Here is a 13,903-nt window from a genome sequence, read left to right on the forward strand (position 1 = left end):
GCTTTTATTTTAATGCGCTGCGGCTTGTTCTGCCGCAGGTTTCGGTTTGCGCCGGAAGGATCTGAGCACGACGTAGAACACCGGTGTCAGGAACAGACCGAAGAATGTGACCCCAAGCATTCCGGAGAACACCGCTGTTCCGAGCGACTGACGCATTTCCGCACCGGGTCCAGTTGCAATCATCAAAGGTACAACGCCAAAGATGAAGGCAAAGGCGGTCATCAGGATCGGACGCAGGCGCAAGCGGCTGGCTTCGATCGCTGCTTCTACCGGGTTTGCGCCTTCTTCCTCGTGTTGACGGGCAAACTCCACAATAAGAATGGCGTTTTTCGCCGCCAGACCAATGAGAACCACGAGCCCGATTTGCGTGAGGATATTATTGTCCATCCCGCGCAACGCCACACCTATCAGCGCGGCTAGGACAGCCAGTGGAACAATCAGGATAATTGCCAGCGGCAATACCCAACTTTCATATTGGGCTGAAAGGGCCAGGAACACGAAGATGACAGACAGGGCGAAGATAAACACCGCCGTATTGCCGGTTGCGCGTTCCTGAAAGGCAAGTTCCGTCCAATTGAACGATGTGCCTTGTGGCAGCGTTTTGGCGGCCAGCGCTTCCATTTGATCAAGAGCCGCGCCAGTCGACACGCCCGGAGCAGCATTGCCCTGCAACGGTACGGATACGTACATATTGTAGCGCTGCACGAGCGACGGGCCTGTGGTGTCCCTGATCTCGATCAATGTGCCAAGCGGAACAAGCGCCCCCGTGGCTGATCGCACCTTCAGGTTCAAAATATCCTGCCGGTCGAGGCGGTATTGCTGATCCGCCTGCGCACGAACTTGATAAACGCGCCCGAAAGCATTGAAATCATTGACATATGATGTTCCAAGATTTGTCGAAAGCGTTTCGAAGATGCTTGGAATGGGCACATTAAGCGCTCTTGCCTTGTCCCGGTCTACTTCAAGGAAGTATTGCGGGCTGGAGGCAGAGAAGGTGGTGAAAACGCCAGTTACACCCGGTGTCTGTGCGGCTTCGCCCATCATCTGATAGGCCAGGGCCAGCACGCGGCGCATGTCGGAGCTGTCACGGTCCAGCAGCTGCATCTTGAAGCCGCCGGAATTGCCTATACCGCTGATGGCGGGTGGAGGAACGGCAATGATGAAGGCTTCCTGAATACTTTGCAGACTGCCATAAAGCTGACCGATAATCTGGTTGGCGTTATGACCTTCCTCCAGGCGATTTTCGAAGGAGTCGAAGGCGGCGAAAACCACGCCGGAGTTTGACGCATTGGTGAAAGTCGCGCCGTTAAAGCCAGAGAAGGCGACGGCATTCTTTACACCCGGCACGTCCCGAACGATCTTTGAAACCTTTTCAATGACTGCATCGGTTCGATTGAGAGACGCACCGTCAGGCAACTGCACCACGACGATGGCGTAACCCTGATCCATGGTCGGGATAAAGCCGCGTGGAACAGCGGTTGCCATATACCATGTGGCGACAAGCAACCCGACAAAGACAAGCAGGGAGGCCGTGATACCAATGGCTGAACTGACGAGGTGGCGAATGACCCAAGAGTAGCCATTCGCCATCTTGTCAAAGCCGGTATTGAAGCCATTGGCCATGGCCCGGCCAAAACGGGCAACCGGGTTTTTCGATTCGCTGTGGTTGTGTGGCCGCAGCACAATCGCAGCAAGCGCTGGCGAAAGTGTCAGCGAATTAAGAGCGGAGATTGCCGTTGCCACTGCGATTGTGATCGCAAATTGCAGGTAGAATTGCCCCGTAATGCCGGGAATGAAAGCAGTCGGTACGAAGACCGCAATCAGCACCAGCGAAATGGCAATAACGGCGGTGCCGACCTCGTCCATAGTGACGTGCGAGGCTTCCTTGGGCGTCATGCCGGCTGCAAGGTTTCGTTCGACATTTTCGACAACCACAATGGCGTCGTCGACGACAATGCCGATGGCAAGGACCAATCCAAACAATGTGAGCATATTGAGCGAGAAGCCGAAGGCGAGCAGCAATGCCAGCGTTCCGATAAGGGAGACGGGAATTGCGACAATCGGTATGATCGCGGTGCGCCACGATTGCAGGAAGACAAGGACGACGAGCGCCACGAGAATGACGGCTTCAATGATCGTTTTGTACACCTCATTGATCGATTCCGCGATGAACTCGGTGGGGTTGTAAACGATATCGTAGGTCAGCCCGTCAGGAAAATCCTTCTTAAGTTCCTCCATTGTGCTTCGGATTGAATCCGCAGCAGCAAGGGCATTGGTGCCCGGGCGGCTGAAAATACCCAAGGCCACTGCCGGATTGCCGTTCAGATAGGAGTTGGTGACATAATCCTTGGCACCAAGTTCGATGCGCGCCACATCCTGCAACTGCACGAGGCGCCCGCTTTCTGTCGCCTTGACGATGACGTAGCGGAACTGCCGGGCATCGCTGAAGCGGCCCTCAGTGGTGACAGTATATTGAAACGCATTGGTGCCGGAGGTTGGCGGACCGCCAATGGAACCGCCCGAAACCTGCACATTCTGATCTCGCAGCGATTGCACAACATCACTTGATGTCATGCCATAGGCTGAGAGTTTCTCAGGGTCGAGCCAGATACGCAGCGAGTATTCTCGCTCACCGAAAATGATCAGATCGCCGACGCCATCCAGACGCAACAACACGTCGCGAACGCGCGAGCGTGCATAATTGGAGGCGTAAAGCTGATCATAACGACCATTTGGCGAAAGAATATGCACAACCATCATGAGATCAGGCGAGCTTTTGGTGGTGGTGATACCAAGACGTCTGACTTCTTCCGGAAGGCGCGGCTCCGCAATGGACACGCGGTTCTGTACAAGAACCTGCGCCTTATCGAGATCTGTTCCCAGCCGAAATGTCACGGTCAATGCCATGGAGCCATCGGCCGTGGAATAGGAGGACATATACAACATGCCCTCAACGCCGTTGATTTCCTGCTCGATTGGTGTCGCCACCGTGTTGGCAATGGTTTCAGCGTCGGCGCCCGGATAGGAAGTGCGGATGACAATGGTTGGCGGGGCTATTTCGGGGTACTGCGCAACTGGCAGCTGTGTGTAAGCTATGCCGCCGACGATCAGCAAGACGATCGAAAGAACGCTCGCAAAGATCGGCCGGTCGACGAAAAAGTGCGCGAATCTCATTGCGCAGCCTCCGGCGCTTTGGTCGCATCAGCCGTTACAGCTTCCGGTGGTAGCACCACCAGTTCCGGCTTGACTTTTACGCCGGGGCGAATCCGCATCAGGCCATTCACCACAATGGTTTCATCGCCCGTCATTCCGGAGCGGATCACGCGGTAGCCATGAAGCTTCGGTCCAAGGCGAACCGGCTTCGGGGTTACAGTGCCATCTTCGCTGACTGTGAAGACGATGCGTTCATTTTGGTCAGAGCCGATTGCTTCATCCGGGATCAAAATACCCTTATAGGTATTGGATGCGGCAACATCGACGCGGCCGAACAGGCCTGGCTGCAAAACGAAGTTCGGATTGCTGAAACGAGCACGCACACGCATTGTGCCCGTCTGGTCATCCAGACGATTTTCCGCGAAATCAACCTTGCCCTTTACGGGCGGCTCGGCGGAATCGGTAAGCCGGACGGTGACTTCCAGACCGGAGGCGCCTTCCTGCAAGGTGCTGCCGTTTTCACGAGCGGTGCGTGCATAGGAAAGCAGGTTACGCTCATCGACATTGAAGTAAAAATCAATCGGGTCGAGTGAGACGATTGTCGTAAGGATCGTTTGGTCTGGCTGAACGAGATTGCCAACGGAGATCAGGCGGCGATCAATGCGCCCGCTCAAGGGGGCTGTTATCTTTGTATATTCAAGATCAAGCTGCGCACGGGCAAGAGCTGCCTCTGCGCCGCGGACATTTGCCTGAGCCGAAATGAAGTCGCGGCGCCTGTCGTCGAGTTGCGAAGCGGAAAGCGTGCCGTTTGCAGCCAGTGACTCGGTGCGCTTAAATTGCGCTTCGGCATAGACGAGCGTGGTCTTTGACACTTCGAGCGAGGCCTGCGCCTGCGACAGGGCTGTTTCGAAAGGTCGCTGGTCGATTGTAAAAAGCGGATCGCCTTTTTTAACCAGCGCACCATCGGTAAATTCGATCTTGTCGAGATATCCGGCGACGCGGGAACGTATGGATACTTCATCAACAGGTTCAAAGCGGCCAATGAATTCGTCGCTGTCAACGACATCACGGACGACCGGCTTGGCGACCGATACCGGCGGGGGAGGTGGCGGGGCCGCTGCTTCCTGGGCAAATGAAGCACCAGAGGACAGAAGAGCGGCTGTCAAACCAACCTTGATTATTGTTAAAAGTGATCGTGACAAAGGGTAGGCCTCCATGACAGTAAGACGTCCCACGCGTGTCGCAAAGGTGTGTCAGCAATGCTGAAACGGTATCAACTTTGATCAGTCTTTGCGGACGATAAGGTCGAGTAGAGCGAAGTCACATAATGCTGGCGGGGAGCGTTTACGAGAGGGCTCTGCACAATTTTAACATAGTGCAGCCATAATTGACCTATCCGAAAATCCCCACATGAATAGATTTGCATAGTTCCATTTTCTTGTCACCCTGCAATCTCAGGCCGTAGCGGCACCAAACAATGCTATTTTGCCAGCCTGCATGGCAGTGCCATTGATTTTTATACCCGAGCCGAGTAAAGGGAGCGACCAGTCGGTGAAGGTGCGATTTCTCACCCAACTTTGTGCCACAGTCTGTGATACAATGCGTGGCATAAATCGAGAGTTGAGTTGGAAATACGGCAATAGAATCAGCGTGGATGGCCAAGCAAAAATTGCTCATCCGCACCCGAAGCCACATAGGCAACAGTTTTTCTCCCGCAATTTGGCGAACGAGCCGGCGACGGCGGGACAAATGTTAAAAAAGTGAAGGTTTGGACATGCAGGTTACTGAAACGCTCAATGAAGGGCTGAAGCGCGAGATCAAGGTCGTTGTTCCGGCCAAGGATCTGGAAGCAAAGCTTTCCGAACGCCTCCAGGGTGCCAGCGCAAAGGCGCGCATCAATGGCTTCCGTCCCGGCAAGGTGCCAATGAGCCACCTTCGCAAGATGTACGGCAAGTCATTCATGGCTGAAGTCGTCAATGAAATCCTGAGCGATTCTTCGCGCACCATTCTTTCGGATCGTAACGAAAAGTCGGCTACCCAGCCTGAAGTCGTCATGACCGAAGACGAAAAGGAAGCTGACAAGGTTCTTTCCGGCGAAGCCGACTTTGAATTCTCGCTTAACTATGAAGTTCTGCCAGCGATTGAAATCAAAGACACTTCCAAGATCAGCATTACCCGCGAGATCGTTGACGTTTCCGATGAGGAAGTCGAAGAGCAGGTTAAGCGTGTTGCAAGCTCTGCCCAGACCTTCGAAACGAAGAAGGGCAAGGCTGAAAGCGGCGATCGCGTTACCATGGATTATCTCGGCAAGGTCGATGATGTTCCTTTCGACGGTGGCGCAGATAGCGATGCAACATTGGTTCTTGGCTCCGGCCAGTTCATTCCAGGCTTCGAAGATCAATTGATCGGCGTAAAAGCTGGCGATGAAAAGCAGATCAAGGTTACTTTCCCGGCTGAATACCAGGCTGCTCATCTTGCAGGCAAGGACGCTACTTTCAACATCACTGTCAAGGAAGTTGCAAAGCCAGGCGAACTCGAAATCAACGACGAAACCGCAAAGAAGCTCGGCATTGAAAGTGCTGATCGTCTGCGTCAGGTTATTCGCGAGCAGATCGAGAGCCAATACGGTTCTTTCACACGCCAGAAAGTGAAGCGTCAGATTCTGGATGCGCTGGATGGCGAATACCAGTTCGAGTCGCCAGAGCGTCTGATCAACGCCGAGTTCAACAATATCTGGGCTCAGATCGGTCAGGACCTTGCACAGGCTGGCAAGACCTTTGAAGACGAAGATACAACGGAAGAAGAAGCACGCGCCGAATATCGCAAGCTTGCTGAACGCCGTGTTCGTCTTGGCCTCGTTCTGTCGGAAATCGGCAACAAGGCCGGTATCGAAGTAACCGAAGAAGAAATGCAGCGCGCCGTTTACGATCAGGTTCGTCAGTATCCTGGTCAGGAACAGCAGATTTATGAATTCTTCCGCAAGACACCGGAGGCGATCAACAATCTTCGCGCTCCGATCTTCGAAGAGAAGGTGGTTGACCACCTGCTCGCCAGCATCAATGTCACCGACAAGAAGGTGACCAAGGAAGAGTTGATGGCTGAAGACGAGTCGGAAGAAAAGTCCGGCGAAGCCAAGAAGCCTGCCAAAAAGGCAGCGCCAAAAAAGGCAGCCAAGAAGAAGACTGAAGACGAAGCGTAAGCTTCTCGGTAAGCGGCTTATCGCCAGTTAAGAAAAACGGCTCCGCATTGCGGGGCCGTTTTTCTTTCCATCCCAGGGCGATAGCCTAGTTTAATATTTACAGCCCAGAAAGTTGAAATTGAAAAAACCCAAATTGGCTCACCTCGGCGCCCCCTTGGCTGATCCACGCGCTTTCATTTTGGAGAACCTGCATATTCTGCCCACTCCTGCTGTGGCGGAGATATTGCTCTATACGGCGCATCCAGCAAGCGGATTGGGTAAACTTGGAAATCAAGACATATATGGCAATGATCATCCGCCATACTGGGCCTATCGCTGGGCGGGCGGGACAGTTTTAGCCCGGTATATTTTAGACCATCCGGCAATGGTCGCGGGCTTGCATGTGCTCGATTTGGGGGCAGGTTCCGGAATTGTTGGAATTGCGGCTGCCAAAGCGCAAGCAACCACAGTGGTGTGCGTCGATACTGATCCTTACGCTGCTATAGCGAGCCGTATGAATGCAGCGGTTAATGCGGTGAACATCGACACAATTTGTAAGGACATTCTCGACGATGATCCGCCAGAGGTGGATATGATTGCTGTGGGTGACTTGTTCTATGCGTCAGATATTGCCGGAAGGGTCGTTGCCTATCTCGACAGATGCATCACCGCAGGTATCAAAGTGCTCATAGGTGATCCCGGAAGAGAATATCTGCCTCACCACCGCTTGCGCACCTTATCAAAATATTCAGTGCCCGATTTTGGCAATGGCAGCGCCGCTTCGACGGACACAAGTGCGGTCTATTTGTTTGAAAGTAAGCCAGCCTAAAAGAGGCCAAGCCCTTTCAGGCTGGCGTGCCCGCTTTTGCCGATAATGATGTGATCGTGCACGACAATACCCATCTGTGTGCCGATATTGGCGATTGTCTTTGTCATCTCAATATCAGCTTTCGATGGTGTCGGATCGCCGGAGGGATGGTTGTGTGCAAGAATGATAGCACTGGCAGAGAGCTGTAAGGCGCGAGCAATAACCTCGCGCGGATAAACAGGTGTGTGGTCGACAGTACCCACCTGTTGGACCTCGTCGGCGATAAGGGCGTTCTTCTTGTCCAGAAACAGGACGCGAAATTGTTCCCGTGACTCATAAGCCATTGCTGCGACACAGTAATCCATGACTTTGGCCCATGAACCAAGCACGATCTTATCGCGAATTTCGCTGCGGATCATCCTGTGGGTGAGGGCGGAGACGAACTTAAGGTCGAAGGCAATAGCTGGACCGCATCCCTTGACCTCACGCAAGAGGTGCTCAGGTGCCCCAAGGACTTCTGCCAGAGAGCCGAAGCGCGCAATGAGTGCCTTCGCCAAAGGTTTTGTGTCACCCTGTCTTATGGAGCGATAGAGCAACATTTCCAGCATTTCATAATCGGCAAAGCCGACGTGGCCGACGCTTTGAAACCGCTCCTTCATGCGTTCGCGATGTCCGACGTAGTGCGGAATGGGTTCGACTTCGGCCGACTGCGGCTGTGCGTTGCGCGAGGTCCTGTTTATATCAACGGCAGGTTGTTCTGAGGAGAGTTTTGCGGAAGTTTCGTTGAGGAAGAAGGTCAGGTTGGGCTTTTCTTCACTCATACGGCTTCCATCTATCCGAGTTTTAATCCAGGTGCGAACAGGCCAGCCGGAGACAGGGTGAAAACCTCGCAGCCTTCATTCGTGACACCCACAGTATGCTCATATTGAGCCGTCAGTGACCGGTCGCGGGTAACAGCGGTCCAACCATCGGCAAGAACCTTCACATGCGGACGGCCAAGGTTAATCATAGGCTCAATGGTAAAAATCATGCCTTCGCGCATTTCCACACCCTCGTTCGGCGTGCCGTAATGCAGGATATTAGGTGCGTCATGGAACAGTTGCCCCACACCGTGGCCGCAGAAGTCGCGAACGACGGAACAACGTTCCGCTTCAGCGTAGGTCTGTATGGCTGCGCCGATGGCACCAGTGCGTGCGCCTGGACGAACGGCGGCAATGCCGCGCATCAGGCTTTCATGCGTTACTTCCATAAGCCGCTCTGCGGCGCGTTTGATCTCGCCAACCGGGTACATGCGGCTGGAATCACCATGCCAACCGTCAACGATATAGGTAACGTCGATATTGACGATATCGCCCTCGCGCAACGGCTTGTCATCAGGAATACCGTGGCAGACGACATGATTGATCGACGTGCAACTGGATTTAGTGTAGCCGCGATAATTCAACGTTGCGGGCAGGGCACCTTGATCGGCACCAAACTCGAACACGAAGCGGTCAATTGTGTTGGTTGTAACGCCCGGAGCTACGATCGAGGCGAGTTCATCCAGACAGCGTGCCGTTAACTGACAAGCCTTACGCATCGCTTCGAAGCCTTCGGGGCCATGAAGCCGAATTTGCCCTGTATTTTTCAGGGGCGCGCTTTGTGCGTCGAGATAGGTAACCATTGAACTGACCGGTTGACGTTAATCTATAATCGGCATCGTGCTGACTGCAGCGATACCTGCAGGCGTGATGTGGCATTTTACGGCGTAAGCTTCAACCCCGCGCCGCATCGCCCGCTCAAAAGCCGCCGCGTAAACCGGGTCCAAATCGCCGCATATCCTCAATTGATCGCAATCTCCTCGCTGAATCACATAGAGCATCACGCCACGATGGCCAGTTTCCACCATGTTGCCAAGCTCGTCCAGATGTTTTGCGCCGCGAGCGGTGGGAGAATCGGGAAATTCGGCCAAGCCGGGCGTACGCGAAAAGTGTACGTTCTTCACTTCGACATAGGCGGTTGGACGGTTCGGGTCGGTGAGCAATATATCGATGCGTGAATTGGCACCATAACGTTGTTCGCGCTTAAGAGCGGCATAACCAGCAAGCGACGGGATTAATCCGGCAATAATCGCTTCTTCTGCAATGCGGTTGGGCATGCCGGTATTGATTCCAACTATGTGCCCGGAGACTTCAACCATTTGAAGCGTGTGCGGGTATTTTCGCTTCAGATCGTCACTATGGGAAAGCCAGACCTTTATTCCCGGATCGGTCAAACCCAACATGGACCCGGTATTGGGGACCGAACTGGTAATAGCCTTGCCATCATCCAGAACGATGTCTGCAAGAAAGCGTTTATAGCGCTGCACCAAAGTGCCGGTAACAAGTGGGGAAGCAAAGATCATCCGGCAGAACTAGCGCAAGCCGGTCATTAAATCGATAGGTTTAAATTCAGTGGTTTCGCAACACAGCATTAATGACATCTGCGAAAGTGGTGTTGGCCATTAGGACCATGGTCGCAGCGGCCAATCCGGCCGCGAGAAATTTCAATGTAGTGTTGATATTATTATTCATACTCGTGATTTCCTGCATGAATTCATCCTAGCGGAAAACGAGCCTATAATGTGTTCCAATGACGTTTGTACAATGGCGACCGTCATACAAAAAACCTGCCTTGGGAAAGGCAGGTAAGTTTGCTCTGGGGTGGGAGAATCGGACTCGTTGGAGGTAAAATGCGAGTCCTGTTGTCACGATGGGAATCGTGGCAACAATTTATGATATGCCAGCTCACCATTTCAGCCTCATAACTTTGTCTAACATGTCGTGACAAAGCTTGAAAAAACCGGGCTGTTCTAATTCTTCAGAGTGTCACATGCTGCGCGGAGGGACAAACGTTAGGAGGACTTTGATGAAATACAAGATTTTCCTGCCTCTGATGGCAGTGGCGGCTTTCTCCCTTGCAGCCTGCGATAACAAGCCTGCAGACACAGGCACCCCGCCTGCGACCACTACGGAGCCTGCAACCCCACCGGCAGCTCCGGCCCCAGCAGAGCCTGCTCCATCGCAACCTGCACCAGCGAATTAATCTATCCGAGATTGAAATAACGGCCCGCTCACCAGAGCTGGCCGTTTTTATATGCGTAAAGCACAGGCAATTATCTTTGCCGTACAAAGTGCTGATTTTTATTGGAAAAAGACTGGTACGCCCAAGGGGAATCGAACCCCTGTTTGCGCCGTGAAAGGGCGCCGTCCTAACCGCTAGACGATGGGCGCCTCCGGTGAAGCGGCTTATAGTGAAACAGTATTTCCGCCGCAACCCCATAATGCATTCTTTTTTAGAAAAAGTGCAGTTTATGCGAAATTTATTGAAAAGACGGTTGCCCGGAAACCGTCAACCCCACGAGAAAAGCCAATTGGAATCAGCCTTTTCTGCCCGAACAGCGCCAATTCCAGTCCCGGCGCGGGCCAATATCCACATGTACCGATTCGGTATGACAGTAAGTGCCGACGCCGCCACGACCTGTCATGGCGCGAGCAAAATTGGCCAATTCCCACTTGCTGATTCCAGGGACCTGAATATCAGCGGCGGCGCATGACATATGAAGAGAAGCCTTGGCGCCGTTTACTTTGCGATTATAGGGAGGACTGCGATAGCCGGAGGTTACAATGACGGATTTGCCATATTTGCGCTCGATCAGCTTCAAAATGCCCACCAGTTGCGGTTTCAGGCAGGCAACATCAACGCTTTCACGTTGAACTTTCAGGCCATTGGGTGCCAGGCGTGCAAGACCCGCCGCCGAAGCCAAAATTACAGGAGCGCCCGCTGCTTCAATGTCGTCATCTTCATAGAGACTATCGCGCTGCATGATCTGGATGCCAGCATTTGGCCGTACACCGGGCAGGGATGCAAGATGTTCAGTCCGGCCAGCAAAGGAATCAGCGGATGGAAGGTCGCTTTCAGATGCCCCGGCAGGCTTTGATTTAGGCTCGATTACCGCAACAAGCCGCTGATTGGCGGGTTTGGAGCGATTATTGGAGAACAGTCGCAAAAGTGCGCCATTGTTCTTCTGTGTAGCAGCCGCCGGTTTGGTTTCTTCCGGAGGAGCCGTGTCCGCAACGGTTGTTTCTGCAGCCTTGGGTTCAGGCTTTGTGGATTCTGCTGCCGCTGCAGGTGTTTCAGGCGCGGGAGCCGGTGCAGTCTCTGTTTTTTTCGTCATGCTTCCAAAAAGAGAAGTCCTGACGGGAGGTAGCGCAACAACGGTCGCTGCACTTGCCACTTGTACTTCTTCTGTTTTTGTCCCGGTATCAGCCGCCACATCGGTCTTTGCATCCGTCTTGGCGAGCTCAGGCTTGCTTTCGCCTGGCTTTACCGCGCCATTGACCGCCTGCAGGGCGTTTGTTTCTGTTGATCCAGCCAATGCCAGCGCCTCAGGGGAAACTTGCGCATTACCGCCAGAGGGCAGGGAGGTTTGGGTATCGCTCGCAGCAGCTTGATCAGTTGGGGCAACAGTCAATGCGGAAGTAACGCTGGGATTGGAGCCAGTAGATGTGCAAGAAGTTGCTATAAGAGCTGCAAGGCTCATAACGCATACGACTGTGCTTGCCCGTAAGGCTGAAACTGAACGCGGCAGTGTTTTCAACGATTCCCCCGTCTGGACGTCCGGCACGATTCGATAATTCAATCCGGCCCGTTTATAAGAGCATTAAGCCCACGAAGTTCTATTGAGGCGCAAATACACCGGCAGAGAGCAACAATAACTAGTTGTTTTTAGCGATCCGCACAAGACACGAACTATATACACAATGAGGCAAAAGCGTGATCTGACACTTTCCTGCCATGGTCCTTAATCGAAAGTTACAGTGAAATTTAATGCTATAGCTGCGTAATTACACGCGTATTCTCACGTAAGTGCCGGGCGCATCTGCCAATACCTGCACGTTATTTTCGCCCGGTATGCGCGGCGCGACACGCGTATTATCCTGTTTTTCTATCCAGGCATGCCAGTGATTCCACCATGATCCCGGGTGCTCGACACTCTTCTCCAGCCATGATTCGAATGAACCAACAGGTGTATCTCCGGTCCAGAATTGATACTTGTTCTTGGCAGGAGGATTGACCACGCCAGCTATGTGGCCGGAACCGGAAAGGACATAGGTGATGTCGCCACCAAAATACTGGCAGCCGGTGAATACGGACAATGCGGGAGCGATGTGATCTTCTTTTGCCGCAAGATTGTAGATGGGAATCTTCACATCAGCCAGTGACAGGCTTTCGCCGGCCAGCTTCATCATTCCTTTAACGAGGTTATTATCAAGGTAGCAATTGCGTAAGTAATAGGAGTGGTTGGCTGCACTCATACGCGTCGCATCTGCATTCCAGTATAGCAGATCAAATGGCACGGGATCGCGCCCGCGCATGTAATTATTGACGACATAGGGCCAGACAAGATCGCCAGACCGCAGCATATTGAAAGCGGTCGCCATGCGGGTTCCGTCAAGATAGCCTTCCGCAGACATTGCGTTTTCGAGGGCGCGAATCTGATCCTCGTCAACAAACACTTTCAAATCACCGGCGTGGGTGAAGTCTACCTGCGTTGTAAACAGAGTGGCACTTTTGATTCGATCTTCGCCTTCCTTGGCAAAGAGAGCGAGCGCAGCGCTAAGCAATGTGCCACCTACACAATACCCGATCGCATTGACCGCCCGTTCGCCGGTTGCAGCCTCAACTGCGTCAAGGCCAAAGCGCAAGCCCTCATTGATATAGGCTGTCCAATCCTTGTGCGCGTGCCGTTGATCCGGGTTCACCCATGAAATGACAAAAACCGAATGACCATGATCAATTGCCCATTTTATAAATGATTTTTCAGGGTTCAGATCGAGAATATAAAACTTGTTGATCCAGGGCGGGCAAATCAGGAGAGGGCGCTTGAGCACATCCTTGGTGGTGGGCTCGTATTGAATAATTTCCGCAACGTCGCTTCTGGCGATGACCTTTCCTGGTGTCGTTGCCACGTTTTCTCCAAGAGCAAACTTGGTCAAATCCGATTGGCGCAAGCGAAGATCGCCGCCGCCAGCAACAATGTCCTCCGCAAGCATTTTCATGCCGCGAACGAGATTCTCGCCATTGCTGGCAACTGTTTCCTTATAGAGTTCCGGGTTGGTCAAAAGGAAATTACTTGGTGAAGCCGCGGTTGTGATCTGTTTGACGTAAAATGACGCCTTGTGGCGCGTGTGATCATCGAGCCCTTCGGCATTCTCAACCAGATCACCTGCCCACCTTGCAGTGACCAGATAGGCCTGTTTTAAAAAGTCAAAGAATGCGTTTCGTCCCCAATCCTCGTCGGTGAATCGCTTATCGCCCTTTTCCGGCGCAGCAATATCCTCAACTTCCTCGCCGCTTATGCGCCTGATGGAGTTTGACCAGATCGCCATATAGCTCGAAAACAATTTTGTTTGGGCTTCAAGCGCGCGGCTGGGTTCTGAGAGCCAATATTCGGAGACCTTCGATAATGTTTTGACAATATCGGTGACAGGATCTGCGAGCGTGTCGCGCTTCAAGCCTTTTTCGCGCGGCTCGACCCAGGCAGAGGCCGCTTTGCCAGCCTGTTCGATCATATGGGCGACATTGCGGGCAAAGGCCTCCGGGTCCTTGACCACATAGTGATCCAGGCTGGGTATCTTTGTGCTTTTATCGCCTTGATTATCCATACAGTGGCATCCTCCCGCCAATTCTCCCGATCAGCATTATTGACATGATAACATAAGTTGGTGCTATCCCTCCAAGGT

At 53.1% G+C, this 13,903-nt stretch carries 10 protein-coding genes and 1 tRNA gene; 3 read left to right on the top strand and 8 right to left on the bottom strand.

Features of this window, described 5'->3' with window-relative positions; translation table 11 throughout:
• Positions 1-9: 9 nt before the first annotated feature.
• Positions 10-3,174: an efflux RND transporter permease subunit gene (locus AC6CHM_RS02300; RefSeq protein WP_336441833.1), complete on the bottom strand. Its 3,165-nt coding sequence runs from the start codon at positions 3,172-3,174 to the stop codon at positions 10-12.
• The gene (locus AC6CHM_RS02305) at positions 3,171-4,355 is read right to left on the bottom strand and encodes an efflux RND transporter periplasmic adaptor subunit (RefSeq protein ID WP_337345122.1); all 1,185 of its coding nucleotides are present in this window, start codon (positions 4,353-4,355) and stop codon (positions 3,171-3,173) included. The genes AC6CHM_RS02300 and AC6CHM_RS02305 overlap by 4 nt, the downstream gene beginning before the upstream one ends.
• A 572-nt stretch (positions 4,356-4,927) precedes the next feature.
• On the opposite strand from AC6CHM_RS02305, the gene tig reads away from it, so the two are divergent.
• Positions 4,928-6,352 (top strand): trigger factor, encoded by a 1,425-nt coding sequence (gene tig / locus AC6CHM_RS02310; protein WP_498171840.1) that lies wholly within the window; start codon positions 4,928-4,930, stop codon positions 6,350-6,352.
• 118 nt (positions 6,353-6,470) lie between these two features.
• A complete protein-coding gene (locus tag AC6CHM_RS02315; protein ID WP_498171842.1) occupies positions 6,471-7,160 on the top strand; it encodes a class I SAM-dependent methyltransferase in 690 nt (229 codons plus the stop codon).
• On the opposite strand, the gene radC is transcribed toward AC6CHM_RS02315, so the two are convergent.
• From radC to sfsA, 3 genes are read right to left on the bottom strand one after another with little or no spacing between them, the layout of a single operon-like run.
• Positions 7,157-7,960, bottom strand: coding sequence for a RadC family protein (gene radC / locus AC6CHM_RS02320; RefSeq protein WP_307284622.1), 804 nt, complete (start codon positions 7,958-7,960; stop codon positions 7,157-7,159). The two genes, AC6CHM_RS02315 and radC, sit on opposite strands and share 4 nt — an antisense overlap.
• Before the next feature lie 11 nt (positions 7,961-7,971).
• Positions 7,972-8,802, bottom strand: a complete 831-nt coding sequence (map, locus tag AC6CHM_RS02325; RefSeq protein WP_115055327.1) for a type I methionyl aminopeptidase — start codon at positions 8,800-8,802, stop codon at positions 7,972-7,974.
• Between the two features lie 18 nt (positions 8,803-8,820).
• Positions 8,821-9,522: a DNA/RNA nuclease SfsA gene (gene sfsA / locus AC6CHM_RS02330; protein WP_498171845.1), complete on the bottom strand. Its 702-nt coding sequence runs from the start codon at positions 9,520-9,522 to the stop codon at positions 8,821-8,823.
• A 503-nt stretch (positions 9,523-10,025) separates the two neighbouring features.
• Here sfsA and AC6CHM_RS02335 point away from each other — a divergent pair.
• Positions 10,026-10,202 carry a hypothetical protein gene (locus AC6CHM_RS02335; protein ID WP_307284627.1) on the top strand — a complete coding sequence of 59 codons (177 nt, stop codon included), beginning with the start codon at positions 10,026-10,028 and terminating at the stop codon, positions 10,200-10,202.
• Positions 10,203-10,315: 113 nt separating this feature from the next.
• Here AC6CHM_RS02335 and AC6CHM_RS02340 read toward each other — a convergent pair.
• From AC6CHM_RS02340 to AC6CHM_RS02350, 3 genes are all read right to left on the bottom strand, one after another.
• Positions 10,316-10,390: transfer RNA gene (locus tag AC6CHM_RS02340), tRNA-Glu, on the bottom strand.
• A 146-nt stretch (positions 10,391-10,536) separates the two neighbouring features.
• Positions 10,537-11,700, bottom strand: a complete 1,164-nt coding sequence (locus tag AC6CHM_RS02345; RefSeq protein ID WP_498172636.1) for a D-Ala-D-Ala carboxypeptidase family metallohydrolase — start codon at positions 11,698-11,700, stop codon at positions 10,537-10,539.
• Between the two features lie 304 nt (positions 11,701-12,004).
• Positions 12,005-13,825, bottom strand: a complete 1,821-nt coding sequence (locus AC6CHM_RS02350; protein WP_115055321.1) for a class I poly(R)-hydroxyalkanoic acid synthase — start codon at positions 13,823-13,825, stop codon at positions 12,005-12,007.
• Positions 13,826-13,903: the final 78 nt, after the last annotated feature.

Source organism: Phyllobacterium sp. GQ127, from assembly GCF_059758635.1.

Excerpts from the sequence above, each read along its gene's own strand:
- AC6CHM_RS02300 (WP_336441833.1), bottom strand. The coding sequence starts at position 3,174 with ATGAGATTCGCGCACTTTTTCGTCGACCGGCCGATCTTTGCGAGCGTT.
- tig (WP_498171840.1), top strand. The coding sequence starts at position 4,928 with ATGCAGGTTACTGAAACGCTCAATGAAGGGCTGAAGCGCGAGATCAAG.
- radC (WP_307284622.1), bottom strand. The coding sequence starts at position 7,960 with ATGAGTGAAGAAAAGCCCAACCTGACCTTCTTCCTCAACGAAACTTCC.
- map (WP_115055327.1), bottom strand. The coding sequence starts at position 8,802 with ATGGTTACCTATCTCGACGCACAAAGCGCGCCCCTGAAAAATACAGGG.
- sfsA (WP_498171845.1), bottom strand. The coding sequence starts at position 9,522 with ATGATCTTTGCTTCCCCACTTGTTACCGGCACTTTGGTGCAGCGCTAT.
- AC6CHM_RS02335 (WP_307284627.1), top strand. The coding sequence starts at position 10,026 with ATGAAATACAAGATTTTCCTGCCTCTGATGGCAGTGGCGGCTTTCTCC.
- AC6CHM_RS02345 (WP_498172636.1), bottom strand. The coding sequence starts at position 11,700 with ATGAGCCTTGCAGCTCTTATAGCAACTTCTTGCACATCTACTGGCTCC.
- AC6CHM_RS02350 (WP_115055321.1), bottom strand. The coding sequence starts at position 13,825 with ATGGATAATCAAGGCGATAAAAGCACAAAGATACCCAGCCTGGATCAC.